Source organism: Janthinobacterium sp. BJB304 (assembly GCF_002735765.1).
Lineage (GTDB): Bacteria > Pseudomonadota > Gammaproteobacteria > Burkholderiales > Burkholderiaceae_D > Janthinobacterium.
In genome coordinates, this window is record NZ_PDZN01000024.1 from 76922 (window position 1) to 103693 (window position 26772).

25 protein-coding genes are annotated in these 26772 nt (G+C 63.6%); 15 read left to right on the plus strand and 10 right to left on the minus strand.

The window, feature by feature from the left end:
- The first annotated feature begins 295 nt into the window (after positions 1 to 295).
- Genes CSQ95_RS23975 through CSQ95_RS23985 form a run of 3 tightly spaced genes read left to right on the plus strand, consistent with a single transcriptional unit; the run spans position 296 to position 5805 of the window.
- A complete protein-coding gene (locus CSQ95_RS23975; RefSeq protein ID WP_099411314.1) occupies positions 296 to 2590 on the plus strand; it encodes a TonB-dependent siderophore receptor in 2295 nt (764 codons plus the stop codon).
- A gap of 15 nt (positions 2591 to 2605) precedes the next feature.
- Positions 2606 to 4480, plus strand: coding sequence for an alpha-amylase family glycosyl hydrolase (locus CSQ95_RS23980; protein ID WP_257218198.1), 1875 nt, complete (start codon positions 2606 to 2608; stop codon positions 4478 to 4480).
- On the plus strand, positions 4477 to 5805 hold the full coding sequence (locus CSQ95_RS23985; RefSeq protein WP_070311504.1) for an MFS transporter: 1329 nt from the start codon (positions 4477 to 4479) through the stop codon (positions 5803 to 5805). The genes CSQ95_RS23980 and CSQ95_RS23985 overlap by 4 nt, the downstream gene beginning before the upstream one ends.
- A gap of 55 nt (positions 5806 to 5860) precedes the next feature.
- Here the strand turns inward: CSQ95_RS23985 and bfr are convergent, their stop codons facing one another.
- Complete coding sequence (bfr, locus tag CSQ95_RS23990) at positions 5861 to 6337, minus strand: bacterioferritin (protein WP_034745609.1); 477 nt, start codon at positions 6335 to 6337, stop codon at positions 5861 to 5863.
- Between the two features lie 422 nt (positions 6338 to 6759).
- Here bfr and CSQ95_RS23995 point away from each other — a divergent pair, with 422 nt between their 5' ends.
- Positions 6760 to 7440: a Fe2+-dependent dioxygenase gene (locus tag CSQ95_RS23995; protein WP_099411315.1), complete on the plus strand. Its 681-nt coding sequence runs from the start codon at positions 6760 to 6762 to the stop codon at positions 7438 to 7440.
- Positions 7441 to 7660: 220 nt separating this feature from the next.
- Here CSQ95_RS23995 and CSQ95_RS24000 read toward each other — a convergent pair whose 3' ends face one another.
- Both CSQ95_RS24000 and CSQ95_RS24005 read right to left on the minus strand, forming a co-directional pair.
- Entirely contained in the window at positions 7661 to 8362 is a 702-nt protein-coding gene (locus tag CSQ95_RS24000; RefSeq protein WP_070220769.1) for an energy transducer TonB, read from the minus strand.
- A 17-nt stretch (positions 8363 to 8379) separates the two neighbouring features.
- Positions 8380 to 8595: a bacterioferritin-associated ferredoxin gene (locus CSQ95_RS24005; RefSeq protein ID WP_034745611.1), complete on the minus strand. Its 216-nt coding sequence runs from the start codon at positions 8593 to 8595 to the stop codon at positions 8380 to 8382.
- 405 nt (positions 8596 to 9000) lie between these two features.
- Here CSQ95_RS24005 and CSQ95_RS24010 point away from each other — a divergent pair, with 405 nt between their 5' ends.
- From CSQ95_RS24010 to CSQ95_RS29750, 4 genes are all read left to right on the plus strand, one after another.
- On the plus strand, positions 9001 to 9285 hold the full coding sequence (locus CSQ95_RS24010) for a FeoA family protein (protein ID WP_070220616.1): 285 nt from the start codon (positions 9001 to 9003) through the stop codon (positions 9283 to 9285).
- Positions 9286 to 9287: 2 nt separating this feature from the next.
- Complete coding sequence (locus tag CSQ95_RS24015; protein ID WP_099411316.1) at positions 9288 to 11189, plus strand: ferrous iron transporter B; 1902 nt, start codon at positions 9288 to 9290, stop codon at positions 11187 to 11189.
- 8 nt (positions 11190 to 11197) lie between these two features.
- Positions 11198 to 11479, plus strand: coding sequence for a hypothetical protein (locus tag CSQ95_RS24020; RefSeq protein ID WP_070220612.1), 282 nt, complete (start codon positions 11198 to 11200; stop codon positions 11477 to 11479).
- Between the two features lie 64 nt (positions 11480 to 11543).
- Entirely contained in the window at positions 11544 to 11705 is a 162-nt protein-coding gene (locus tag CSQ95_RS29750) for a hypothetical protein (protein WP_180279146.1), read from the plus strand.
- Positions 11706 to 11740: 35 nt separating this feature from the next.
- Here the strand turns inward: CSQ95_RS29750 and CSQ95_RS24025 are convergent, their stop codons facing one another.
- Entirely contained in the window at positions 11741 to 12661 is a 921-nt protein-coding gene (locus CSQ95_RS24025) for an AraC family transcriptional regulator (protein ID WP_099411317.1), read from the minus strand.
- Between the two features lie 128 nt (positions 12662 to 12789).
- Between CSQ95_RS24025 and CSQ95_RS24030 the strand changes: the two genes are divergently transcribed.
- Positions 12790 to 13779 (plus strand): oxidoreductase, encoded by a 990-nt coding sequence (locus CSQ95_RS24030; protein ID WP_099411318.1) that lies wholly within the window; start codon positions 12790 to 12792, stop codon positions 13777 to 13779.
- A 46-nt stretch (positions 13780 to 13825) separates the two neighbouring features.
- On the opposite strand, the gene nagZ is transcribed toward CSQ95_RS24030, so the two are convergent.
- The 4 genes from nagZ to CSQ95_RS24050 form a co-directional block, all read right to left on the minus strand.
- Entirely contained in the window at positions 13826 to 15367 is a 1542-nt protein-coding gene (gene nagZ, locus CSQ95_RS24035) for a beta-N-acetylhexosaminidase (protein ID WP_099411319.1), read from the minus strand.
- 181 nt (positions 15368 to 15548) lie between these two features.
- A complete protein-coding gene (locus CSQ95_RS24040) occupies positions 15549 to 17159 on the minus strand; it encodes an FMN-binding glutamate synthase family protein (protein ID WP_070311502.1) in 1611 nt (536 codons plus the stop codon).
- Between the two features lie 104 nt (positions 17160 to 17263).
- Positions 17264 to 18277: a M48 family metallopeptidase gene (locus CSQ95_RS24045; RefSeq protein WP_070311501.1), complete on the minus strand. Its 1014-nt coding sequence runs from the start codon at positions 18275 to 18277 to the stop codon at positions 17264 to 17266.
- A gap of 1 nt (position 18278) precedes the next feature.
- Complete coding sequence (locus tag CSQ95_RS24050; RefSeq protein WP_070311500.1) at positions 18279 to 19331, minus strand: YjgN family protein; 1053 nt, start codon at positions 19329 to 19331, stop codon at positions 18279 to 18281.
- Between the two features lie 167 nt (positions 19332 to 19498).
- Between CSQ95_RS24050 and CSQ95_RS24055 the strand changes: the two genes are divergently transcribed.
- From CSQ95_RS24055 to CSQ95_RS24065, 3 genes are all read left to right on the plus strand, one after another.
- Positions 19499 to 20170 (plus strand): glutathione S-transferase, encoded by a 672-nt coding sequence (locus tag CSQ95_RS24055; RefSeq protein ID WP_099411330.1) that lies wholly within the window; start codon positions 19499 to 19501, stop codon positions 20168 to 20170.
- Positions 20171 to 20386: 216 nt separating this feature from the next.
- Positions 20387 to 21160: a 5'-3' exonuclease gene (locus CSQ95_RS24060; RefSeq protein WP_070220600.1), complete on the plus strand. Its 774-nt coding sequence runs from the start codon at positions 20387 to 20389 to the stop codon at positions 21158 to 21160.
- A gap of 40 nt (positions 21161 to 21200) precedes the next feature.
- On the plus strand, positions 21201 to 21611 hold the full coding sequence (locus CSQ95_RS24065) for a response regulator (RefSeq protein ID WP_070220767.1): 411 nt from the start codon (positions 21201 to 21203) through the stop codon (positions 21609 to 21611).
- Here the strand turns inward: CSQ95_RS24065 and mnmA are convergent.
- Both mnmA and CSQ95_RS24075 read right to left on the minus strand, forming a co-directional pair.
- Positions 21608 to 22729 carry a tRNA 2-thiouridine(34) synthase MnmA gene (mnmA, locus tag CSQ95_RS24070; protein ID WP_099411320.1) on the minus strand — a complete coding sequence of 374 codons (1122 nt, stop codon included), beginning with the start codon at positions 22727 to 22729 and terminating at the stop codon, positions 21608 to 21610. The genes CSQ95_RS24065 and mnmA overlap by 4 nt on opposite strands.
- 42 nt (positions 22730 to 22771) lie before the next feature.
- The gene (locus tag CSQ95_RS24075; RefSeq protein ID WP_010401817.1) at positions 22772 to 23251 is read right to left on the minus strand and encodes an NUDIX hydrolase; all 480 of its coding nucleotides are present in this window, start codon (positions 23249 to 23251) and stop codon (positions 22772 to 22774) included.
- A gap of 411 nt (positions 23252 to 23662) precedes the next feature.
- Between CSQ95_RS24075 and CSQ95_RS24080 the strand changes: the two genes are divergently transcribed.
- The 3 genes from CSQ95_RS24080 to CSQ95_RS24090 are packed head-to-tail and all read left to right on the plus strand — an operon-like array spanning position 23663 to position 26577.
- Entirely contained in the window at positions 23663 to 24775 is a 1113-nt protein-coding gene (locus tag CSQ95_RS24080) for a Re/Si-specific NAD(P)(+) transhydrogenase subunit alpha (protein ID WP_099411321.1), read from the plus strand.
- Between the two features lie 24 nt (positions 24776 to 24799).
- Positions 24800 to 25114: an NAD(P) transhydrogenase subunit alpha gene (locus CSQ95_RS24085; RefSeq protein WP_034745644.1), complete on the plus strand. Its 315-nt coding sequence runs from the start codon at positions 24800 to 24802 to the stop codon at positions 25112 to 25114.
- An 8-nt stretch (positions 25115 to 25122) separates the two neighbouring features.
- Positions 25123 to 26577, plus strand: a complete 1455-nt coding sequence (locus tag CSQ95_RS24090) for an NAD(P)(+) transhydrogenase (Re/Si-specific) subunit beta (protein WP_099411322.1) — start codon at positions 25123 to 25125, stop codon at positions 26575 to 26577.
- The last annotated feature ends 195 nt before the right edge of the window (positions 26578 to 26772 follow it).

A 26772-nucleotide genomic window follows, 5' to 3' on the forward strand; every position in this document is an offset into this window, starting at 1 on the left:
GATTGCAACCGATTGCAATAATTTCTAATTTCCTCTTTTATTTTCATGCTGCGCCGCAGCATGAAAAACGCTGGATTCACGTCCGATCCTGCGTTATTCCCTCTGTGTCGCCCGTAGTTTTCTCTTAAAAACAACAACATTCCCATGTTGCAGCGCTAGATTGCAATCGATTGCAATAAATTCTTATTCGTTGAATAATGACGTACCGGCCCAGGCAGCGCGCCACGGCATGCGGCAGCCAGGACTCATAACAAGCCGATACCTCGACGTATCGGCATACAACACTGGAGACAAGATGAAGACACGTACTGCTCAACGCGGCGGCATGGCCGCAGCCGTCGCCCTGGCCATGCTGCAACTGGGCGCCGCCCAGGCGCAATCGGCAAGCGACATCGCCAGCGCCGCCCCTGCCGATGGCCTGAACCTGGAACGCATCGTGGTCACGGGCACCACCGGCGGCACGTCCAAAATGAAATCGAGCAATTCCGTCAGCAGCATGGAACTCGACACCATCCTGCACAATGCACCGACCAGCGCCGCCGAAGTCCTGCGCTCGGTGCCGGGCTTGCGGGCCGAATCCTCGGGCGGCGAAGGCAATGCCAACATCACCGTGCGCGGCCTGCCCATTTCCGCCGGCGGCGCGCGCTATGTGCAGATCCAGGAAGACGGCTTGCCCGTGCTGCAGTTCGGCGACTTCAACTTCACCACGCCCGACAGCTTCGTCAAGATCGATTCCACGCTCGACCACCTGGAAGTGGTGCGCGGCGGTTCGGCCTCCACCCTGGCCACCAATTCGCCGGGCGGTATCATCAATTTCATCAGCAAGAACGGCAAGGAGAAGGGCGGCAGCGTGGCCCTCAGCCGCGGCCTGGGCTACGACCAGACGAGGGTCGACTTCGACTACGGCGCACCGGTGTCGGAGCGCACGCGCTTCTTCATCGGCGGCTCCTGGCGTACGGGCGAAGGCATCCGCCACAGTGGCGTCAACAGCGAAAAGGGCGGCCAGATCCGCGGCAATGTCACGCATGAATTCGACAGCGGCTTCGTGCGCCTGTCGTTCAAGCACCTCGACGACCAGTCGCCCACGGCCTTGCCGGTGCCGGTCAGCGTGCGCGATGGCCGCATCGGGGAAATCGCCGGCATCGACCCGCGCAAGGCCAGCTTCTATTCGCCGTACTGGGTGCCCGACATGGGGCTGAACAAGGATAACCAGCGCGTGGCCACCCGCGTCAACGACGGCTTGCACGTCAAAAGCGATACCGTGGGCCTGGAGGCATCGTTCAAGCTGGGGCAGGGCTGGAGCGTGAGCGAAAACTTCCGCTACGCCGACAATTCGGGGCGCTTCATCGGCGTGTTCCCGTCGAATAACGGCAGCGACGGCAGCTATGTGTTTGCCAGCGGCCCGAATCGGGGCAAGCCTTATATCGGCCGCGCGTTTTCCGCCGTGGTGTTCAATACCTCGATCGACGACGCCAGCAATACTCTGAGCGACACCAAGCTGGCCAAGACGTTTGTGCTCGACAGCGGCAAGCTGACCACCACGGCCGGCCTGTACCTGTCGCAGCAAAAGCTGGGCCTGACCTGGAACTTCAATGAATACCTGATGCAGGCCACGGGCGACCAGCCGGCGCTGCTGCAAACGGCCAGCAGCACACCCGGCTACATCGGCCCGGCCTTCGGCGCCTGCTGTTCGCGCGCCGTCGACATGGAGTACCGCACGACCTCGCCCTACCTGAATCTGGCCTGGGAAAGCGGCGCGCTGAACCTCGACGGCGGCCTGCGGCGCGACCGCCAGCATGCCAGCGGCACGGCCAATATCGCCACCAGCGCGCAAGCCTATCTGCCGTCGACGGTGCAGCAGGTCGACTACACCCTGGGCCACACGTCGTACTCGCTGGGCGCGAACTACAAGCTGCAAGCCAGCCTGGCCGTGTTTGCCCGCGTCAGCGAAGGCGTGGCTTTCAATGCCGACCGCATCCTGTTCGGCACGCCGTTGGATGGCAGCGTGCCGGTGGCCATCAACACCGTGCGCCAGCTCGAAGGCGGCGTGAAATGGCGCCAGGGTCCCCTGAGCACCTTCGTCACCGTGTTCCAGGCCAAGACGAAGGAAAGCAACTACGAGGCGACTACCCAGCTGCGCACGGCCAACAGTTATGAAGCGAAGGGCGTGGAACTGGAAGCGGCCTACAGCGCCGGCGATTTCCGCATCAATGGCGGCCTGACGTTCACGGATGCCGAGATCACGGGCACGGCGGCGGCCGACGTGGCGCTGATCGGCAATACGCCGCGGCGCCAGGCGCGCGTCGTGTACCAGATCGCGCCCACCTATGAATGGGGAGCCGCCACCCTGGGCGCGAGCCTGGTCGGCACGGGCAAGTCATGGGGCGACGATGCGCACACGATCACCTTGCCCGCCTACCAGGTGCTCAACGCCTTCGTCAATTACCAGCTCACGCCGCAAATGCAGGTGGCGCTGACGGCGAACAACCTGCTCAACAAGATCGGCTATACGGAAGTCGAGGGCGATGGCCATGCGGCCCGCTCGATCACGGGGCGCGCCATCAAGGTCAGCCTGAAATACGCATTTTAAGCAAGGATAGGATTCATGATGTCGATACGCAGCCCCCTGGCGCGCCTGCTCGCGCCGCTCCCCACGCACTTGCGCGCCGATGCGGCGCGCCGCTATGCGCGTCAGGAGGCGGTCTTGCTCGACCGCCTGGGCAGCCTGTATGGCCAGCGGCCTGATTTCCTGCCCTGGCTGGGCGACCTGATGGAAAGCGTGGGGCGGCTGTATGCGGCGCGCGCGCCGGCGCTGCTGCGCCAGGATGCGCAGCGCGAAGAACAGCCGGACTGGTTTGCCAGCCAGTCCATGCTGGGCTACAGCGCCTACGTGCAGCGCTTCGGCGGCAATCTGCAGGGCGTGGCGGCGCGCATTGCCCATCTGCGCGAACTGGGCGTGACCTATCTGCACCTGCTGCCGTTCTTGCGTGCGCGGGCCGGCGAAAGCGATGGTGGTTTTGCCGTCGCCAGCTTCGAGGAAGTCGATCCCGCCCTGGGCAGCAATGCCGACTTGCTGGCGCTGACGGCGCAGCTGCGCGCGGCCGGCATCAGCCTGTGTTCGGACCTGATCCTCAATCATGTGGCCGACGACCATGCGTGGGCGCTGGGTGCCAAGGCGGGCGACCCGCTGCTGTGCGATTTTTTCCACACCTATCCCGACCGCGTGCAGCCGGACCGCTACGAGCGTACCGTGGGCCAGGTCTTTCCGCAGGCGGCGCCCGGTAATTTCACGTTCGTGCCGGAGCTGCAGCGCTGGGTCTGGACCACGTTCTATCCCTACCAGTGGGATTTGAACTACGCCAATCCAGCCGTCTTCGCGGCCATGGCCGGCGCCATGCTGGGCCTGGCCAACAAGGGCATCGAAGTGTTCCGCCTCGATTCGACGGCCTTCCTGTGGAAGCGCGACGGCACGGACTGCATGAATCAGCCCGAAGCCCACAGCCTGCTGCAAGCCCTGCGGGCGATTGCCGCCATCGTCGCACCGGGTGTGCTGCTCAAGGCCGAAGCCATCGTGCCCACGCCCAAGCTGCCCGCCTACTTTGGCAGCAATGCGGCGCCCGAGTGCCATATCGCCTATCACAGCAGCCTGATGGCCGCCGGCTGGGGCGCGCTGGCGGAGGAGAGCACGGACTTGCTGCAGCAGGTGATCGCCGCCACGCCGCCGCTGCCGCCGGCCGCAAGCTGGCTCAGTTATGTGCGCTGCCACGACGACATCGGCTGGAACGTGCTGCTCAATGAGGCGGGCGCGAACGGGCCGGCGCGCCTGGCGCGCATCGCGCAGTTCTTTGCCGGCGCCACCGGCAGCTATGCGCGCGGCGCCGCCTTCCAGAGCAGCAGCGCCGACAAGGCGCATGGCAGCAACGGCATGGCCGCCTCGCTGGCCGGCCTGGAAAGCGCCGTCACGGTGCAGGAGCAGGAATACGCGTTGCGGCGCCTGCTGCTGCTGCATGGCCTGGCATTGAGCTTTGGCGCCTTGCCCGTGCTGTATATGGGCGATGAACTGGGCATGACCAACGATCGCAGCTACACGCAGCGGGCCGACCGGGCGATGGACAGCCGCTGGCTGCAGCGTCCCGCGTTCGACGACAGCCTGCTGGCATGGCGCCACGATGGCGTGAGCGCCAGCGGCCGGCTGTACCTGGCGCTGCGCCAGCTGATCGACGTACGCGGGCGCTTGCCGGCCCTGGCCGCCGCCGCGCCGCGCAGCGTGCTGTGCGCCGACACGCCGGCCGTGCTGGCGCTGCTGCGCGGCGACGGATTTCTCAACCTGAGCAACTTCAGCGGGGCCAGCCAGCGTTTCACTTTGCCCGCGGGCGAATGGCGCAACAGCCTCGATGGCAGCGTGCTGGCCGGCACGGTAGGCCTGCAGCCATGGCATATGCTGTGGCTGGAGCGGGAGCAAGATCGGGAGCCAGCATGAGCGACGCCAGCGCGCACCGTCCGCATCTGTCGTTCTGGCAGATCGTCAACATGAACGTCGGATTTTTCGGCATCCAGTTCAGTTTTGGGCTGCAGCAAAGCAGCATGAGCCCCATCTATAAATACCTGGGCGCCGATGAGGCGAGCCTGCCGTACCTGTGGCTGGCCGGACCCATGACGGGGCTGCTCGTGCAACCGCTGATCGGCGCGATGAGCGACCGCACGGTGACGCGCTGGGGACGCCGCACGCCCTATTTTCTGATCGGCGCCATCCTGTGCAGCCTGGGCCTGCTGGCCATGCCGTTCAGTCCCACCCTGTGGATGGCCGCCAGCCTGCTGTGGATACTCGATGCGGCCAACAATGTGACGATGGAGCCGTACCGCGCCTTTGTCAGCGACAAGCTCGACAAGAAGCAGCATTCGCTGGGTTTTCTCACGCAAAGCGCGTTTACGGGGCTGGGGCAAACGCTGGCCTATCTGACGCCGTCGCTGCTGGTCATGCTGGGCATGAACAAGGATGCCGTCAATGGCAGCCATATTCCGCACATCGTCATCGCCGCCTTCCTGATCGGCGCCGTGTTCTCGCTCGCCTCGGTGCTGTGGACCCTGAAGACGACGCCGGAAAATCCGCTTACGGCGGCCGAACTGGCGGCCATCCGCAGCCGCCCGCCGGGCTGGCGCCACACGCTGGCCGATATCGGCGCGGCCCTGCGCGACATGCCGCCGACGATGAAGCAGCTGGCCCTCGTCAATCTGTTCCAGTGGTACGCCATGTTCTGCTACTGGCAGTACATTGCCCTGTCGCTGTCGGCGACCCTGTTTCACACGACGGACCCCGCGTCGCAAGGCTTTCGCGACGCGGGCCTGCTGAACGGGCAGGTGGGCGCCTTCTACAATTTCGTGGCCTTTGTCGCCGCCTTTGCGCTGGTGCCGTTCACGCGCCGCTTCGGCCCCAAGCGCATGCACAGCCTGTGCCTGTGCGCGGCCGGCGTGGGCATGCTGAGCATCCCGCTGATCCACAGTCCGGCGCTGCTGTTGCTGCCCATGCTGGGCGTGGGCCTGGCCTGGGCCAGCATCATGGGCAATCCCTACATCATGCTGGCCGGCTGCATTCCGCCCGAGCGTACGGGCGTCTACATGGGCATTTTTAATATGTTCATCGTCATTCCGATGATCATCCAGATATTCACCTTGCCCCTGTATTACCGCAGCTGGCTGGGCGGCAATCCGGAGAACGTCATCCGGCTGGCCGGCGCCCTGCTGCTGTGCGCGGCGGTGGCGGTGCTGTTCGTCAAGCTTCGCCCGCCGCAGGCCACAAAGACTTGAGGACGGACGTAAAAAAACCGGCTCTGCCGGTTTTTTTATCTGCCTCGAAGAGCAATTACTCCTCAATCGCCATCTGACTTTGCAGGTAATTCTGGATGCCGACCTTGGCGATCAGGTCGATCTGCGTTTCGAGCCAGTCGATATGCTCTTCCGTGTCTTCCAGGATCATCAGGAACAGGTCGCGCGAGACGTAGTCGCCCGCTTTTTCGCTGATGGCGATGCCTTCCTTGACGGTGGCGTGCGCGGCGCGTTCCAGCTTCAGGTCGCATTCCAGCATTTCCGGCGTGTTCTCGCCGATCAGCAGCTTGTGCAGCGCTTGCAGGTTCGGCAGGCCGTCGAGCATCAGGATGCGGTCGATCAGCTTGTCGGCGTGTTTCATTTCGCCGATCGATTCTTCGTATTCCTTCTTGCCCAGCTTTTCCAGGCCCCAGTGCTTGTACATGCGCGCATGCAGGAAGTACTGGTTGATGGCCGACAGTTCGTTGGTGAGCTGTGCATTGAGCATGCGGATGACTTCTTTATCGCCCTTCATGGCATTTCCTTTGTTCTGTGTCGCGTTCGATGATGAAACCGCAGGCTGCTGGCGTTCACGGCCGGGTGGCGCAGGGCTGCCTGGTGGCGCGCAGGTTGCGGGTTTCGCTATGCCCGCATGATAGCGCAAAATATGGGCGGTTTTCGGTGCTAAACGGCATTTTTCCGTCTTTTTAACGTAAATATCGTGCGAATAAAACCCATTCTCAAGTGGATTGCCCACTTGCGCCGTTTTTTATTTGTTAAGGAAAATGAAGGCCATTCTCATTCGCGTTTCTGGCCCGTTTTTGGCGCCGCCGGATCGCGTGCCTGACCGCGCTGAACAGGCGGGAAATGTTGGGCCATTCTTGCTTTTGTGGCTTCTTGGCCGCTGCCGGCGATGCGATAATCAGGCAGCGATATTTACTGAAAAAGGATAGCAAGATGATGCTGCATATACCCGGCGTGCTGACGCCGGAACAGGTGACGCAGTTTCGCCAGCGCCTGGCGCAGACGGACTGGGTCGACGGGCGCGCCAGCGTCGGGGCGCAAGGCGCGCAAGTCAAGCGCAACCGCCAGCTGGCAGAGGGGTCGCCGCTGGCGCTGGAGCTGGGCGAGATCGTCAGCCGCGCGCTGACGGCCAATCCCCTGTTCTTTGCCGCCGTGCTGCCGCTGCGCATCCTGCCGCCCTTCTTCAACAGCTATGCGGGTGGCGAGCACTATGGTCTGCACATCGATGGCGCCATCCGCACGCCGAAAAACGGCATGCAGTCGATGCGAGCCGACGTCTCGTCGACCGTGTTCCTGAGCGAGCCGGACGAGTACGAGGGCGGCGAGCTGGTGGTGGTCGATGCGTATGGCACGCATGAAGTGAAACTGCCGGCCGGCGACGTGATCGTGTATCCGTCGAGCAGCGTGCATCAGGTGCTGCCCGTCACCAGCGGCGAGCGCATCTGCTCTTTCCTGTGGACGCAAAGCATGGTGCGCGAGGACTGGAAGCGCAGCATGCTGTTCGAGCTCGATCAGAACATCCAGAGCGTGCGCGCAGAACACGGCGATTCGCCGGCCACCGTGGGACTGACGGGGCATTATCATAATCTGCTGCGCATGTGGGCGGAGATATAAGGCTGGGGTCAGACCCCCGGTGAAGTTGGCGCTGAACCTTGCGTTGGCGGTGTTGAGGGTCTGACCCCATAGCGGGCAAAAAAAAGTCTGCCTGGCCCGGGGATGTAGGCTGGCAGACTGAAACAAGCAAATCGCTTGACTAAAAACGGGCGCAAAAAAGCAAGCAGGGCACAGGGTGCGGTGCTTGCGGGCTGGCAGCGGCCCAAGGGCCGCCGGAAGGCTAGCTCAGCTGGAAGGTCAGCGGTACTAAAACGTACACGGGTACGGGTTTGCCGTTTTCGATCATCGGCTTGAACAGCGCGCGCTGCGCGGCCTGGCGGCCTGCTTCATCGAGGTTCGTGTAGCCGGTCGATTTCTGGATCAGGATTTGCTCGGGCAAGCCCTTTTCATTGATCAGGATGCGCAGCACCACGGTGCCGCTTTCGCCCAGGCGGCGCGACAGATTCGGATAGATCAGCTGCGGCGCCTTGATGTATTCGACGCTGCTGACGGTGCGCGGCGTCGCTGGCGCCGGTGGCGTCGGCGACGGTGCGGCTGGCGCCGTCGGCGCGGCGGTGGCGACGGGCGCCGCTTCGGCGCGCGTCGGCTGCGGCGGCGTGATCGTCGGTTCGCTCGGTGCCACGGCGATCAGCGGCAGCGGCGGGATCACGGCGCGCGGCACGGGCGCACTCAGTTCCACGGTTTTCGGCACGGACGGCGCCGGCGGTTTCGGTGGCGCCGGCGGGGCGATGATGCTGATGGTCGTGATGGTCGGCATGGCCGCCGTGACGACGCGGCTCAGCAGGCCGCTCTGGATGGCGTAAAAGCCGGCGATATGCAGGACGACGATGGCCATCAGCGGCGCGAATTTGTTGCGCTTCTTGTCGAAGTCGGCAAATTGCTGCACGGCCTGCACCGTTACGGGCGGGGGCATCATCGTCATGGCGTTCATCGCTTTCTTTAGTTTGTCAGTACAGCTCGCATCAATACGGTTTCTTGCAGCGCCACGGTGGCGTTCAGGTGATCGTTCAGCACTTCCCGCGCGCAGGTGTGGCATTTGCCGCAGCAGGTGGCCACGCCCAGGTCGCGGCGCAGTTCGGCCATGCTGGACAGGCCAAGATCGACGGCTTGACGGATTTCACGATCAGATATGTTGTTGCAGACACATACAATCATTGATACACCTTCTGGCTGGAGGATGAACAGACACTAGTGCTTGAAAGCATTGTTGCTAGTGTTTTAATGAGAATCATTATCATTACGTTTCATTGTCGCGCAAAGTGCAGGACAATGCAAGCGATTTTGATCAAGTGTGCGGCAGTTGGCGGCCTGGCGCGGCAGCTTGATCTGCGCTTTGCGCGCATGGCGCAGCCCTTGGCAGGGGCGGCTCTCCGGGCTAAATAAAAACAATTCGCATTCATGTTTATAATGCTGGTATTGTCTCGGACGGTCGCCGTCTGGACACATTGAAAGGCCGCTTGTCGGTAATGCGCAACAGTTGCGTTTTACCTCACAACATCAGGGCTTGCGCCAGGCGCAGCAGTCTGTCCCCGGTGTTCTTAATTTGAACGGAATTTGCTCATGACTCTAGTTCCACCCCTGATGACGCTCGACGCGCTGGCAGTCGGCCAGAGCGGCACGGTGTTGCATATCACGCCCAACGCGGCAGGACAGACGGAAGACGGCGTCGACCTCGTCCGCCGGTTGATGGAGCTGGGATTCGTTCCCGGCGAACGAATCCGCATGCTCAAGCGCGGTATTCCCGGCGGCGATCCGCTGGCCATCAAGGTCGGCAATGCCACGTTCGCACTGCGCCGCTTCGAAGCGGCGCTGATCACGATTCAACCGCTGCTTCAACCGGAATAAATATGGGTGCCGTAGAAACTATCGTGGAAGCGGGCGCGCACAAGCCGCCGCACCAGCCACAAATCGCCTTGCTGGGCAATCCGAACTGCGGCAAGACGGCCCTGTTCAACCGTTTGACGGGCGCGCGCCAGAAAGTGGCGAACTACGCCGGCGTGACCATCGAGCGCAAGGAAGGCCATTTCACGTCGCCAAGCGGCAAGCCCGTGCGCGTGCTCGATCTGCCGGGCGCCTACAGCTTGTCGGCCACCACGCCAGACGAAGCCATCACGCGCGACGTGGTGGGGGGGCTGCGCCGCGGCGATCCACGACCGGACGCCATCATCTGCGTCGTCGATGCCACCAATTTGCGCCTGAATTTGCGCCTGGTGCTGGAAGTCAAGCGCCTGGGCCTGCCCATGCTGCTGGCGCTGAACATGACAGACGTGGCGCGCAAGCGCGGCATGCTCATCGACACGGCCAGGCTGTCGCAGGAACTGGGCATGCCCGTGGTGGAAACCGTCGCGGTGCAGCACGATGGCGAAAAAGCCTTGTTGGATGCCATCGACGCCATGCTGCCGCTGCCTGCGGTGGAGGCGAAACCGCTGGCGGCCATCGACGCCGTCAGCGTCGAAGAAACGCAGCGCGAAGTGCGCCGCATCCTGGCCGCCGTCAGCAACGACACGCGCGACAGCGGCAACCTGACGGAAAAGATCGACGACGTGGTGCTGCATCCCGTCTTCGGCCCCATCATCCTGGCCGTGCTGATGTTCCTGATCTTTCAGGCCGTGTTTGCCTGGGCTGCCACGCCGATGGAAATGATCACCGATGGCGTGGGCCACCTGGGTGCCTTGCTGACGGCGAACATGCCCGACGGCCACCTGAAAAGCCTGCTGGTCGAAGGCATCATCGGCGGCGTCGGCAGCGTGCTGGTGTTCCTGCCGCAAATCCTGATCCTGTTCTTCTTTATCCTGAGTCTGGAAGACTGCGGCTACCTGCCGCGCGCGGCCTTCCTGCTGGACCGCCTGATGGGCGGCGTGGGACTGTCGGGCCGCGCCTTCATTCCGCTGCTGTCGAGCTTTGCCTGCGCCATTCCCGGCGTGATGGCGGCGCGCACCATCCAGAATCCGCGCGACCGCCTCGTTACCATCATGATCGCGCCGCTGATGACGTGCTCGGCGCGCCTGCCCGTGTATGCGCTGATCATCGCCGCCTTCATTCCCCAGCGCGAGGTATGGGGCTATCTGAGCCTGCAAGGCCTGGTGCTGTTCGTTCTGTACTTCGCCGGCATCATCTCGGCCATGGCCGTGGCCTGGGTCATGAAGCGCAGCATGGGCGTGCGCGGCAACCAGCCGCTGCTGCTGGAACTGCCGGCCTACCACTGGCCGCATCTGCGCAACCTGGCCGTCAGCCTGTGGGAGCGCGCGAAGATCTTCCTCACGCGTGTCGGTACCATCATCCTGAGCCTGATGATCATTCTGTGGTTCCTCAGCACCTTCCCCGGCGCGCCGGACAACGCGATCCACCCGCCCATCTATTACAGCCTGGCCGGTATCCTGGGCCGCGGTCTGGAAGTGATCTTCGCGCCCATCGGTTTTAATTGGCAGATCTGCATCGCGCTGGTGCCGGGCATGGCGGCGCGCGAAGTGGCCGTCGGTGCCCTGGGCACCGTGTATGCGCTGTCGCAAACGGGCGACGCGCTGGCGTCCACCCTGGAACCGCTGATCGCCCATTCGTGGTCGATGGCCACTGCATTGTCATTGCTGGCCTGGTATGTGTTCGCGCCGCAGTGCCTGTCGACCCTCTCCGTGGTGAAACGCGAAACGGGCGGCTGGCGCTATCCGCTGCTGATGGCCGGCTATATGTTCGCCCTCGCGTATGCCGCCTCGTTCATCACGTACCGCGTCGCCCTGTTGCTGGGCGCTTAGGAGAAACCATGTGGCAAACCCTCATCGTCGCCCTGATCGTCGCAGCTGCGCTGCTGCATTTTTCGACCAAGTACCTGCCGGCGGGCGTGCGCCGCGCCATCGTGCGCGGCCTGGTGCGCTGCGGCCTTGATGAGGCGAAGATGTCGACCTTCTTCAAGGTGGCGCCGGGCTGCGGCAGCGGCTGCGGTTCCTGCGGCTCCTGCGACAGTCCGCCGCCACCGTCCGCCACGCCGCCGGCCGACGGCAGCAGCAAGCGCGTGATCCTGATGCAGGTGCAGCGCCAGGATTGATGTACGTCTGGTCACGGGCGCGCCCGTGGGCTACACTGGGCTTTCCGCATGGCAAGGAGTGGCAATGGCGATACTGTTGATCTTCATGTTTTTGTTTGCGATCGCCACCTGGCTGCTGGCCAGCCGGCGCGGCCGCCACGGGGGACTCTGGTTCGGCATCGGCCTGTTCCTCGGGCCGTTTGCCTTGCTGGCGGTGGCAGCCTTGCCGCCCGTGCCGGCGCGCTGACCTTGTACTATTAAAACCCGCAAGCGCGGGTTTTTTTACGCCTGCTCGCCCGCGTGGCGCAGCCGGTACTGGCGCGGCGAGCAGGCCATGACGCGCTTGAAGGCGTGGCTGAAGGCGCTGTCGGAATCGTAGCCCAGTGCCTGTGCGATCAAGGTAATGGGTGCGCTGCCGCCCTTCAGGCGCCGCGTGGCCAGGCGTATGCGCCAGCGCAGCAGGTAGTCGAGCGGCGTCACGCCCACGCGCTTCTTGAAGTGCAGGGCAAAGGCGGAGCGCGACTGCCCCGCGACGGCGGCCAGCTGCGACAAGGTCCAGCGCCGCGCCGGTTCCGCGTGCATGGCCTCGATGGCGGCGCGCAGCCGTGGATCGGCCAGCGCAAACAGCCAGCCCACCGGGTGCGAGGCCTGCGCTTCAAGATACTGGCGCAGCATTTGCAACAGCATCATGTGACCAAGGTGGCGCGTCATCAGCGCCGCGCCGGGCGCCGTCGCCTGCAGTTCCTGTGCCAGCCTTTGCAAGGCCCAGTGCAGCACGCTGGCCTGGTCCGTATCGCCACGCACGTGCAGCAGCGGCGGCAGGCAGTCGAGCAGGATGGCCGCTTCGTCGCCAAAGTGGAAGCGTCCGCCGATGAGGAAGAAATCGTGCTGCGGCGTGCCGTGGCGGGCCACGCCCTGCTGCGCGTGCCGGTACACTTCCAGCGCTGGCGCGGCCGGCAAGCCGGGCGTGCTGGCCAAGGTGAACGCGCGTCCCGGCGCCAGCAGGAAGCAGTCACCCGTCTGCAGCGGCATGGGAGCGTCGATACCCGCGACCGTCAGCCAGCAAGCGCCTTCGATCACGGCGTTGAACTTGATGCCGTCCGGCGGCGGAAAGTCGATGGCCCACTCGCCGCCCGCCTTCAGGCCGGCAAAGTAGGAGCTGCGCGTATCAAACAGCGAGAGTACATCGGAGAGCAAATCCATGGTGGCGGCAATTCTGGACGATGGCGATAGTATTGAAGATTTTACGCCATTCACCGTCCAGAACGGCTCGCGCAAAATACGCATGTTGCCAGCCATCCCGCGCTGGCCACCCACATGCAGAGGCAGACATGAGATACGGCGATCACAGGCAAATTCCCCTTCATTCCGGCTTCGGCGCGGCCACGACCGCCAGCGAGGTGCTGACCGGCCGCGATCTGTCCGGCGTGCAGGCCATCGTCACGGGCGGCGCGTCGGGCCTGGGGCTGGAAACGGTGCGCGTACTGGCCGGCGCCGGCGCCAGGGTGCTGGTGCCGGCGCGCGACCAGTATCAGGCGCAAGCTGCCCTGGCCGGCATGGCCGGCGTGGAGGTCGCGGCGCTCGACCTGCTCGATCCGCAATCGATCGACGCCTTTGCCGCCGCCTTTCTTGCCACCGGCCGTGCCTTGCACGTGCTGGTCAACGGCGCCGGCATCATGGCCACGCCCTTGCTGCGCGATGCGCGTGGCTACGAGGCGCAGTTCGCGACGAATCACCTGGGGCATTTCCAGCTGACGGCGCTCCTGTGGCCCGCCCTGCGGCAGGCGCAGGGTGCGCGCGTGGTGTGCGTGTCGTCGCTGGGACACCGGCAGGCGGGCGTCGACCTGGATGACCCGCATTTCCTGCGCCAGCCGTACGATAAATGGCGCGCGTATGCGCAGTCGAAAAGCGCCAATGCCTTGTTTGCCGTGGAGCTGGATCGGCGCTCTGCGGCGCACGGCGTGCGCGCCTTCTCGCTGCATCCGGGCGCCATCCTGACGCCGCTGGTGCGCCATCTGGACCGCGACGACTTGCGCCGGGTCGGGGCGCTCGATGACGAGGGCCAGGTGAATCCGCCGCCGCAATCGGGTTTCAAGAGTGTGGCGCAGGGCGCCGCCACCGCCGTCTGGTGCGCCACCAGCGCGCAGCTCGAGGGTCTGGGCGGCGTGTATTGCGAGGATTGCGATATCGCTACCCTGGCGGCGGACGACAGCACGGGGCCGGGCGTGCGGCGCTGGGCGGCCGACCCCGCGCAGGCACGCCGGCTATGGGCGCTCAGCGAGCAGATGACGGGCGTGCGCTTCGATTGCGACGCGGCATAAAAAAATGCCGGGCAATACCCGGCATGTGCGCGAGGGCGGCGTGGATTTACGCCTTGCCGGCCAGCTTGTCGACGACCGGCACCAGCGCGGCCGGGCGACAGCCGAAGGCGGCCAGGCGGCCTTGCGCGTGGGGCGCCAGGTCCAGGTCGTAGGGCAAACGGCCCGCCACCAGCCACAGTTTATCGTGCGGCAGGGCTTCGACCAGGCGGCGCTGGCCGTCGACGAACATGGCGTTATACGTTTGCAGCACGATCTGCCGCGCGCCTTGCGCAAAGGCGATGGCTTCGTTGACCTCGTCGTCCAGTGCTTCGGCCGACAAGGCATATTCGCTCACGTCCAGACCCGCTTCGAGCAGGGCCGGCAGCATCGAGCTGCGCGCTTCCTTGTTGCGGCCCAGCGCCACTTCGTCGATCTCGCTGCGCGAGCGCACTTCCACCGTCAGCAGGGTCACGGGCAGGCTGGCTTCGAGCGGGCGGTAGTCGCCCTGCACGCGCAGCGCCGCCTTTTGCAGCAGCTGCGACAGGGCCATGGCGGCCGGCTGCATCAGCGCCGGCGGGGCGACAGGACGTTCGCGCCAGTCGCGCACGGCGCGGTTGCGCTTGAGTTCCGCCACGCGCGCGCAAGCCGCGTCGATGCGGGAGATCGCAATGTCGCCGCGCTCCACGGCGGCGATGACGGCCTCGATGGCCGCCGTCTGCTGCGCTTCGCGGTGCGAGATGAGGACGATGTCGGCGCCCGCCTGCAAAGTGGCGATGGCGCCCTGGGGGATGCCGATGCCGTCGGCGATGGCCGCCATTTCCAGGCAATCGGTGATGACCACGCCCTTGTATTGCATTTCACCGCGCAGCAGGTCCGTCAGCACGCCCTTCGACAGGGTGGCGGGTACGCTGGTGTCGGCCTCGAAGGCGGGGAAGACCACGTGCGCCGTCATGATGGCGTCCACGCCGCCGGCAATGGCCGCGCGGAACGGCGCCAGTTCCACGGCGCGCAGGCGTTCCTTGTCGTGCGGGACCAGCGCCATGGCGTAATGCGTGTCGATGGCCGTGTCGCCGTGGCCGGGGAAGTGCTTGGCGGTGACGGCCACGCCGCTGGCGCGCTGGCCGCGCATGGCGGCCATGCCGTAGTCGATGACGGTGGCGGCATCCTCGCCATACGCGCGCACGCCGATGACGGGGTTGTTGCGGTTGTTGTTCACGTCCAGCACGGGCGCGAGCAGCATATTGATGCCCACCTGGCGCATCTCATCGCCGCTGATCTGGTTCATGCGTTCGCAGTCTTCGATGGAGCCGGCCGCCTGGAAGGCCATCGCCGCGGGAATCGGCGTGACGCCCTGCTCGATGCGCATCACCATGCCGCCTTCCTGATCGATGGAGATCAAGAGCGGGATGTCGGACACTTCCGCGTTGATCTCCTGCAGTTCGCGGCACAGGGCCGACACTTGCGCGGGCGTGTGCACGTTGCGGCGGAACAGGATCACGCCGCCTACCTTCTTTTCGCGTATCAAGGCCTTGATATGCTCGTCCGCCTGCAGGGCGTCGAAGCCCACCATGAACAACTGTCCTATTTTCTCGCGCAAACCCTGCTCCATGCTGCAACTCCTCCGGTATTGATTGTGACGACGGCATACGTATTCTGGCACCGTGGTGGCGCATCGTGGCGGTCACCGGAAAAGCTGCCTTGGTTTTGTACTTGTTTTGGTATTGTATTGGATTTGGGTTTTTGCGCAAGTGGTTATTAAGTGGTATTGCCCCACTAGCGCAAACACCGTATCAATCGAGGCGCTGGAACGAGGCCGATTGCGCCTTGGGCCAGTACAGGCCGAACACGGGCGGCAGCTGCGGCAGCTGGCTCGGGTCGAGCAGCTGGCCCGCTTCCAGGAAGGGCAGCAGGGCCGACGCCAGTTTCACCTGGTTCGGCGAGATGCGCCGCACCAGGTGGTGCGGACGCAGTTCCTGCGGATGCGCCAGGCCGGCGGCGGCGATCAGTTCGGCCAGCGCCTTCATGGTGTTCTGATGGAAGTGCGCCACGCGGGCGATCTTGTCGGGCACCACCAGCGCGCGCTGGCGCTGCGGGTCTTGCGTGGCCACGCCCGTAGGGCAGCGGTCCGTGTGGCAGCTTTGCGACTGGATGCAGCCCAGCGCGAACATGAAGCCGCGCGCCGAATTGCACCAGTCGGCGCCCAGCGCCAGCAAGCGGGCGATGTCGAAGGCCGTGATGATCTTGCCCGAGCAGCCGATCTTGATCTTCGCGCGCAGGTTGGCGCCCACGAGGGTGTTATGCACGAGTACCAGCGCTTCCTGCAGCGGCGTGCCCACGTGGTCCGTAAATTCCAGGGGTGCCGCGCCCGTGCCCCCTTCGCTGCCGTCGACGACGATGAAGTCGGGCGTGATGCCCGTTTCCAGCATGGCTTTCACGATGGCGAAGAATTCCCACGGATGGCCGATGGCCAGCTTGAAGCCCGTCGGTTTGCCGCCCGAGAGCGTGCGCAGGCGGTCGATAAAGTGCAGCATTTCCAGTGGCGTGGAAAAGGCGCTGTGCGCCGCCGGCGAGACGCAATCCTCGCCCACCATCACGCCGCGCGTGGTGGCGATCTCGATCGTCACTTTCGGGCCGGGCAGCACGCCGCCGTGGCCCGGCTTGGCGCCCTGCGACATTTTCAGCTCGATCATCTTGACCTGCTCCGAGCTGGCGTTGGCGATGAAGCGCTCTTCCGAAAACGTGCCGTCCTGGTTGCGGCAGCCGAAGTAGCCGGAACCGATTTCCCACACCAGGTCGCCGCCGTTTTCGCGGTGGTAGGGGCTGATGCTGCCTTCGCCCGTGTCGTGCATGAAGCCGCCGCTGCGCGCGCCGCCGTTCAGGGCCAGGATGGCGTTGGCCGACAGGGCGCCAAAGCTCATCGCCGAAATATTGAAGACGCTGGCCGAATACGGCTTGGCGCGCTGGCAGTCAGGGTGGTTGCCGATCTCGATGCGGAAGTCGTGGCCCGTGACCTTGGCGGGGGCGATGGAGTGGTTGATCCATTCGTAGCCTGCTTCATACACGTCGAGCTGGGTGCCGAACGGGCGCTTGTCCGTCTGCTCCTTGGCGCGCTGGTAGACGATGCTGCGCTGGCTGCGCGAAAACGGCGTCGCCTCGCTGTCGCTTTCCAGGAAATACTGGCGGATTTCGGGGCGGATGCTCTCAAAAAAGAAGCGGAAATGCGCAAGGATGGGGTAGTTGCGGCGCAGGGCGCGCTTCGTTTGCAGCAGATCGCTGATGCCGACCAGGGTCAGCGCACCGGCCAGCACGGGCAGCCAGTAGTGATCGTAGTAAAACAGGGACAGGACAAAGATGGCTGCCGTCGCAATGAAGGTCAGGTAGCGAAATGGTACTAGGTGCATGGGCACTCCGGGAAAGTCAGACTGATATTGCTGAGTCTACCTTCGATTCGCGGAACGTGCTGGAGGGAAAGAACGCGGCGCCCATAGGACGCCGCGCACGGTACTTAGCGTTGTGCGGCGCGGATGCGCTCGATGCGTTCGGCGCTGGCCGGGTGGCTCGACAGGTAGGGCGTGCCTTCGTCCAGCTTGCCCAGGGCGACAAACACCTGCGCCAGGTGTTCCAGGGGAATACCGTTCTGGCGCAGCATGGCAATCGCGTAGTCGTCCGCCTCGCGCTCGACATCGCGCGAATACTTCAAGTCCAGCAGCAGCGGCGGCAAGGTCGCCACCACGGTCGAGACGTCGCCGAACAGCAGCGCCGCGCCGGCGCCCACGGCCGAGGTCTGGATCAGGCGGCGCGTCAGGTGGCGCTGCTGCAAATGGCCCAGTTCATGCGCCAGCACGCCCATGATGGCGTCGTCGTCCGGCATCAGCTCCACCATTTCATCGGTCAGCACGATGTCGCCGGACGGCAGGGCGAACGCGTTCGGACCGATCTTGCTTTTGCGGAAAACGATGCGGTGCGCGGGCGCACTGTCGCCGGGCGTGGCCAGGCGCGCGAAACGGGCGCGCAAGGCTTGCTGGCGCGCGCCATCGAGCTTGCTTGCCTCAAACACGTGGCCGTCGAGGAAATCGAGCACGCCCTGGCCCAGCTGGCGCTCGACGGACTGGGGAATCGCATACGCGACGCCCTTCGCCACCACGGGCAGCAGGTACTGATAGCTGAGCCACAGGGCCAGTACGGTGGCGACCGTGGCCAGCAGGGCGCCGCGCCAGCTTTGCTGCAGCCGCACGACCCAGCCGTCGCGGTGGCCCGTCTCATGCAGCACGTCGTTGAAGGCCGCCTGGTCGGCGATCTCCAGGTAGGCGCCGTCGGGAAAGCTGACCTTGCGCACGGCGTGGCTGCTGCGTTCGGACACGTGCAGCTCGCCCAGCGGGCAGCTGCGCTCGATGTCGCCGGCCAGCACGGCCATGCCATCGCGCACGCTGAGCGTGACGTGGTACAGGCGCGAGGTCTGGCCGTCGAAATAGCGCGCGGGCACGGGGACCGCGCCCGGCGCGTGGTGATCGAGCGTCATGCTACAGCGACAGGTCGAAGTCCAGCAGATCGACCATGCCTTCGCCCGTGGCAGAGACTTGCTCGCCGGTGGCGGCGACAAAGGCGTCCAGGCTGCCGTGCACCAGCATCGACGTCGCTTCCAGGCGGTACTTCAGCCAGCGCACCTGGGCGAATGGCGAAAACAGGCCCAGGGTGACGACGATACCGAGCAGGTTGGTCAGCATGACGAACGTGGTGCGGCCCCAGGTCAGCTGCGACTGGAACTGGTGCTGCTGCAGGCGCGTATGGTTCCAGATCAGGTTCTGGATCATGGTCAGGAACAGCGGCAGCACGATAAAGGCCCACGCATACAGGGCCGCCACGGCGCCGAAGATGCTGCCGGCCTTGGTGACATCGTTGGCATCGGTGGCAAAGGTGGCGAAGACGCTGGCGAAGACGACAAAGATCAGGACCAGGAAACCGGCCAGCAGCAGGGCGAAGAACAGCAGATAGGTCTTGTAGAAGCTGCCAACCGAGGCGTCAAAGCTGAAATTGCTGCTGCCGAAGCGGCTCTGTGTGTGCTGGAAGCGCTTCAGGCGCTGGTGCAGGAACGGCGTCATCAGGCCAGCCGTGAAGGTGTTCAGGATGGGCAGCCACAGGAAGTATTTGTAGGCTTCGCTGGCGCTGCCGTCGAAGCCGAAGCGGATGCCGCGGTAGCTGGTGTTGTAGAGCTTGAACTGCAGGCTTTTCCAGACCAGCCATGGCAGCACGGCCATCATCAGCACGAGCATGATCAGGCCGACGATGGGCGAGATCTGGAAGGCGATGTTGTAGCCGCCGATCAATACCACTGCCGCGATGCGGCCCTTCAGGATGGCGACGGCATTGCCGTGGTATTCAAAGCTGCTGCCAGCGAGGTGGGTGCTGGAATAGAAATAGCGGTTGCGGCGCACCTTGGCCCAGGCGGAATAAATGCCCAGGGTGACAATGCTCAGCAGCAGGTTGACGATCCAGATACGGAAGTATTCGCTGCCGGTGGCGCTGAAGGTAATGGCTTCACGCTTTGGCGTGGTGTTGTTGGTATCGAAATCCACAGGGGAGTTTCCTTACTTATTGGAAACAAAACAAGATAAGGGAAGATTGAAAAGTTATCAATTGAAAATAGTGTTTGTCGCAATTATTTTTTGGTGCGCGGCCCCTGCCGCCGCGATTTTCCCGTCCCGGCTATACTGGAACTCAACCATTGCCAACGGAAATCGCCATGATCGTCGTCCACCATCTGAACAATTCGCGCTCGCAGCGCGTGCTCTGGCTGCTCGAGGAGCTGGGCCTCGACTACGAGGTCAAACGCTACCAGCGCGACCCGAAAACCATGCTGGCGCCCGCTTCGCTGAAGGCCGTGCATCCGCTGGGCAAGTCGCCCGTGATCACGGACGGCGCCAATACCATCGCCGAATCGGGCGCCATCATCGAGTATCTGGTCGAGCGCTACGGCAATGGCCGTCTGATACCGGCGGCGGGCACGCCCGAGAAGCTGCGCTGGACCTACTGGCTGCATTTCGCGGAAGGCTCGGCCATGCCGCCGCTGCTGATGAAGCTGGTGTTCGACAAGGTCGAATCGTCGCCGATGCCGTTTTTCGTCAAACCGATCGCGCGCGGCATCGCCAGCAAGGTCAAGAGCAGCTTCATCCTGCCCAATATCAACAGCCAGCTGGCCTACATGGAAGCGGAACTCGAGAAAAGCAAATGGTTTGCCGGCAATGAATTCACGGCGGCCGACATCCAGATGAGCTTTCCGCTGGAAGCGGCGGCCATGCGCGGCGGGCTCGACGAGCGCCTGCCGAAGCTGACGGCATTCCTGCAGCGCATCCATGCACGGCCGGCCTATCAGCGCGCGCTTGAAAAAGGCGGACCGTACGATTTCGCCAAATGAGAATGCCTAACCAAACCTACTGCGCGTCGCGACTTGCGGCCTGCGATGCTCACCGTACTTGAGTACGGTTGCGCTTCTTAGCCACAATTCACTTCCGCTCGCTACGGTTTTGTTAGGCGTTGTTACGCCGCGTAAAACCTGCCAAGCGGAATTCGCGGGGAATAGTGCTTGCGCCATACGGTAAAATGATCGATTCAACCAGTATCCACTTACCGCATGGCCAGACTCCTCGCTATCGACGGCTTGAATATCGTACGCCGCGTCTACGAAGCCAGTCCTGAACCCGATTCCGACCTGAAGGCGGAGATCGCGCTGCGCCATGCGCTGTCGTCGTTTCGCACCCTCATCAACGACCATGAGCCGACGCACATCCTGCCGGCCTTCGACTTTGGCGGCCCGACCTGGCGCCACGCCCTGTATGCCGGCTATCGTGAAGGGCGCCAGCCGATGCCGCAAGTGCTGCGCGACGCCTTGCCCGGCTTTTACGCCACCCTGGCCAGCTTCGGCATGCACGTGGTCAGCATCCCCGAGGTCGAGGCCGACGACGTGATCGGCACGGCCGTCATGCGCTGGCTGCACGAGGGGCGCGGCGCGGCCGTCATCGCCACCACCGACAAGGATTTGCACGGTCTGATCGCCCACGGCGCGCTCGTGTGGGACCATTTCAAGGGCGTCTGGCACGACCACGCCTGGGTCGAGAAAAAGTTCGGCGTGCCGCCGGAACTGCTGCCCGACCTGCTGGCGCTGATGGGCGATGTCACCGACAGCATTCCCGGCGTGTCGAAGATCGGCCTGAAGACGGGCGCGAAACTGTTGCGCGCTTACGGCAATATCGACGCCGTGATGGCCGGCGCGGGCATTTTGCCCGGCGCGCTCGGTGAAAGCCTGCGAAAAGAGCGGGAAATACTGTATCTTTCAAGAAAGTTGGTCGAACTCAAGACCGACGTGACCTTAGGCGTGACCTGGAACAAGCTGGCGTGGGAAAAGTAGAGCGCCAGGCAAGAACAATCAAGCAAGGAAAGTAATCATGATGTTAAAGACAGTCCTGATCGATAGCAGCGCCGTGGCGCGCGGCCTGCTGAACACGGTCCTGACCGATGGCGGCTACGATGTCTGCGGGCAGACGCATACGAGCGCGCTGGGCTTGGCGCTGCTGGTCAAGCACCATCCGCATTTCGTCTGCATCGCGCGCGAGCAGGTGGAAGATGGGACGAATATTGTACAAACCATCCGCGCCCAGTATCCGAAGACGCTCATTTTCATGGTCTCGGGCGGCATCGACGCCGCCTCGCTGCAGGCGGCCCACGCGATGGGCGTGTCGGGCTTCATCGTGAAACCGTTCATGGCCGACACGGTCCTGAAAACCGTGCGCAATACCGTCATTGCGATGGTGCGCAAGCAGCAGGCCTTGGCCGCCGCTGCGCAAGGCAACAACTCCTAGACGCCGGCCATGCCCGTCGCGCTGGCGATGATGCCGCCACCGAGGCACACATCGCCGTCGTACAGCACGGCCGACTGGCCCGGCGTGACGGCCCATTGCGCCTGGTCGAAGGCCAGGCCGAAGTGTTCATTTCCCTCCGGCAGCAGCTGGCAAGCCACGTCGGCCTGGCGGTAGCGCGTCTTGGCGGACAGGGCGCCTGCCTGCGGCGCCGTGCCGGCGACCCAGCTGGCCTGATCGGCCGTCAACGATGGCGACAGCAGCCACGGGTGGTCGTGGCCCTGTACCACCCACAGGGTGTTGTTGACGATATCCTTGCGCGCCACATACCAGGCGTCGCTGCTGCCGTCCGCGTTCTGGTACGACTTCACGCCGCCGATGCCGATGCCCTTGCGCTGGCCCAGGGTATAGAAACTCAGTCCCACGTGTTCGCCCACGGTCTTGCCGTCGGCCGTCTTCATCGGGCCCGGCTTGTACGACAGGTAGCGGTTCAAGAATTCGCGGAACGGGCGTTCGCCAATAAAGCAGATGCCTGTGGAATCCTTCTTCTGCGCGTTCGGCAAGGCCAGTTTCTCGGCGATCTGGCGCACTTGCGTCTTCGGGATTTCACCGAGTGGAAACAAGGTCTTGGACAACTGCGCCTGGTTCAGGCGGTGCAGGAAATAGCTTTGATCCTTGCTGGCGTCGACGGCCTTGAGCAGTTCATAACGGCCCGCATCGGTCGGCGCCTGGCGCACGCGCGCATAGTGGCCGGTGGCGATCAGGTCGGCGCCCAGGGTCATGGCGTGGTCAAGAAATGCCTTGAATTTGATTTCGGCGTTGCACAGCACGTCCGGGTTCGGCGTGCGGCCGGCCTGGTACTCGCGCAAGAAATCGGCGAACACGCGGTCCTTGTATTCGGAGGCGAAATTGACGGCTTCGATATCGACGCCGATGACGTCGGCCACGCTGGCCGCGTCGATCCAGTCCTGGCGCGTGGAGCAGTATTCCGAATCGTCGTCATCTTCCCAGTTTTTCATGAACAGGCCGATGACTTCATAGCCTTGTTCCTTCAGCATCCATGCCGCGACCGAGGAATCGACCCCGCCTGACATGCCGATCACGACTTTCTTCTTGCTCATCTTGCTTTCCAGTGTACTTTAATAATATGGCAATGCGTATTGCTATGCGCTATTGAAAACGGACGCATGCGTGTGCAGCAGGGCCAGCGGCGCGCGCCGGCCAGCCAGGTATTCGTCCACGCACTGCAGCACCAGCGGACTGCGGTGGCGTTCCTGGCACGCCGCCAGCTCGTCGCGCGTCATCCACAGGGTGCGAATGATGCCTTCGTCCAGCGGGCGGTCGTGTTCGGCGCCGGCCGTGCCGCAAAAGGTGAAGCGCAGATAGGTCACGTCCTCGCCCGTGCGCAGTGACTGGTAGCGCGACATGTACATGCCGACCAGTGCCGTGGGGATGAAATCGTAGGCCGCTTCTTCCAGCGTTTCGCGGATCACCGCCTGTTCCAGCGACTCGAACGGGTCGAGGTGGCCGGCTGGCTGGTTGAGCTTGATGCCTTCGCTGGTCTCTTCTTCAATCAGTAAAAACAGGCCATCGCGCTCGACGATGGCGGCCACGGTGACAGAGGGTTTCCAGATTCTCGGCATGATTCCATCCTTGAAAGAGCCGACATTTTATCTTGTTCTGCGCGCGCGGTTTGAAGCCGGCCTTTTGTTGCGCGGACATATTGATAAATGACAACGTTTTAGCAAATAGCGGTGGGAGGTACTTACGTCTTTCCCGGGGAGCGCACTAGCATGGGGGCTTAGTTGGCAAGATGGCAGGAAGCGCCCGCTAATATAGGCTTTCCCTGTGGTCAAAACAAGCGCGCACGCTTGCTCGACTGTGGTGAGATTGACACACCTTTCCCACAATATGGGCGCCGCGCCGCATGGTGAAACAAATCATGGATGCGGATGAAATTAGTGTCGTACGACTAAAAGTTGCTGGTTCACAAACGTTTAACGCGCTGCTTTCCGTGTTAGATTCTAGTCAGTTTATCAATTAGCGGAGGCATCATGAGGATAGGCATACCGGCCGAAACACGGCCTGGTGAAACCCGGGTGGCAGCCACGCCCGAGACAGTCAAGAAGCTGGCAGCCAAGCATCAAGTCGTCGTGCAGTCGGGCGCGGGCCTGCAAGCCTCGATTCCCGACGACGCGTATGCCGCCGCCGGCGCGCAGATCGGTACCGCCCAGGAAGCCTATGGCTGCGCCATCGTGCTCAAGGTGCGCGCACCGGACGCCGGCGAACGGGCCCTGATGGCCAGCGGCACGGTGCTGATCGGCATGTTGAACCCGTTTGACGCCGACAATATCGCCGCCATGGCGACGGCGGGCCTGTCCGCCTTCGCCCTGGAAGCCGTGCCGCGCATCACGCGCGCGCAGTCGATGGACGTGCTGTCGTCGCAGGCGAACATCGCCGGCTACAAGGCCGTGCTGGTGGCGGCGAATACCTACCAGCGCTTCATGCCCATGCTGATGACGGCGGCCGGCACCGTCAAGGCGGCCCGCGTGCTGATCATGGGCGTGGGCGTGGCCGGCTTGCAGGCGATCGCCACGGCCAAGCGCCTCGGTGCCGTCATCGAGGCGTCCGACGTGCGCCCGCCCGTCAAGGAACAAGTTGAATCGCTGGGCGCCAAATTCCTCGACGTGCCTTTCCTTACGGATGAAGAAAAAGAGATTGCCAAGGGTTCGGGCGGCTATGCGCGCGCCATGCCGGCCGACTGGATGCGCCGCCAGGCCGAACTCGTACACGAACGGGCGAAACTGGCCGATATCATCATCACTACCGCGCTGATCCCCGGCCGCGCCGCGCCCGTGCTCATTTCCGAAGAGACGGTGAAGGCCATGAAACCGGGCTCCGTGATCGTCGACCTGGCCGTCGAGCAGGGCGGCAACTGCCCGCTGTCCGAACTGGGCAAGACGGTCGTCAAGCACGGCGTCTACATCGTGGGCGAGCCGAATCTGGCGACCTTGGTGGCGGCCGACGCCTCGGCCCTGTATGCGCGCAACGTGCTGGACTTTTTAAAGCTCATCATCGACAAGGACGATCAATTGCTGATCGACCGCGAGGATGAAATCATCAAGGCCAGCCTGGTTTGCGCGGGCAATGACATCCTCAGAAAATAACGCGGTGCCGGAGAGAACAACATCATGGAAATCAGTCACACCATCACCAACCTGATCATCTTCGTGCTGGCCATTTATGTCGGCTACCACGTCGTCTGGACCGTCACGCCGGCGTTGCATACGCCGCTGATGGCCGTCACCAACGCCATTTCCGCCATCATCATCGTCGGCGCCATGCTGGCGGCCGGCCTGACCGATGGCCCGCTGGCGCAAGTGGCCGGCACGCTGGCCGTGGCGCTGGCCGCCGTCAATGTGTTCGGCGGCTTCCTCGTCACGCAGCGCATGCTCGAGATGTTCCGTAAAAAAGAACCGAAGGCCAAGCAAGGAGCAAAAGAATGAGTCACGCCATGAGCTTCGTCACCATGAACCTGGTGACGATGATGTACCTGATCGCCTCGGTGTGCTTCATTCAGGCCCTGAAAGGCCTGTCGTCGCCATCGACGGCGCGCCGCGGCAATGCCTTCGGCATGAGCGGCATGGCCATTGCCGCCGTCACCACCGTGGCGCTGATCCTGAAACTGAAGGAACAGCAGACGGGCGGCATGGGCCTGACCCTCGTCGTCATCGGCATCGTCACGGGCGGTGCCATCGGCGCCTACCTGGCGAAAACCGTGGAAATGACGAAGATGCCGGAACTGGTGGCGGCCATGCACTCGCTGATCGGCCTGGCGGCCGTCTGCATCGCCGTGGCGGCCGTTTCGGAACCGTGGGCCTTCAATATCGCTGAGCGTGGCCAGGCGCTGCCCATCGGTAACCGCTTCGAACTGTTCATCGGCACCTTCGTCGGCGCCATCACGTTCTCCGGTTCCGTGATCGCCTTCGGCAAGCTGTCGGGCAAATACAAGTTCCGCCTGTTCCAGGGCGCGCCCGTCAGCTTCAAGGGCCAGCACATGCTCAACCTGGTGCTGGCGCTGGTGATGGTGGGACTGGGCCTGGCGTTCTGCTTCGCCGATGGCGTCGAGCCGGCCTGGACGCCGTTCGTCATCATGACCCTCATCGCCTTCGCCCTGGGCGTGCTGATCATCATCCCCATCGGCGGCGCCGACATGCCGGTGGTGGTGTCGATGCTCAACAGTTACTCGGGCTGGGCCGCGGCCGGCATCGGTTTTTCGCTGAATAACTCGATGCTGATCATCGCCGGCTCTTTGGTCGGTTCGTCCGGCGCGATCCTGTCGTACATCATGTGCAAGGCCATGAACCGCTCGTTCTTCAACGTCATCCTGGGCGGTTTCGGCGGCGATGCGCCGGCCGCAGGCGCAGCCGGCGCGCAGGAACAGCGCCCGGTCAAATCGGGTTCGGCCGACGACGCCGCCTTCATCATGAGCAATGCTGAAACCGTCATCATCGTGCCCGGCTACGGCCTGGCCGTGGCGCGCGCGCAGCACTCGTTGAAAGAACTGGTGGAAAAGCTCACGCACAAGGGCGTCACCGTCAAGTACGCGATCCACCCCGTGGCGGGGCGCATGCCGGGCCATATGAACGTGCTGCTGGCCGAGGCGGAAGTGCCGTACGACCAGGTCTTCGAGATGGAAGACATCAACGGCGAATTCGGCCAGACGGACGTGGTGCTGGTGCTGGGTGCGAACGACGTCGTCAACCCGGCGGCGAAGGACCCCAAATCGCCGATTGCCGGCATGCCGATCCTCGAAGCCTATAAGGCCAAGAGCATCATCGTCAACAAGCGCTCGATGGCGTCCGGCTATGCGGGCCTGGACAACGACCTGTTCTACCAGCCGAACACGATGATGGTGTTTGGCGACGCCAAGAAGGTGATCGAGGATATGCTCAAGGCAGTCGAATAAGCGGTATTTTTTGCCGTAGATACTGTTATCCCCGTCAAGCGGCGTGCAAGGCCGGATCAAATATTTTCCCCGACCTGAGCACGCCGAATGCCACGTGCACCAGCTTACGCATCATGGCGCCGATGATCAGCTTGGGCGCTTTGCCGGCGTCACGCAGGCGCTGACCGAAGCGCTTGCCCCAAGGCGTCTTATGCA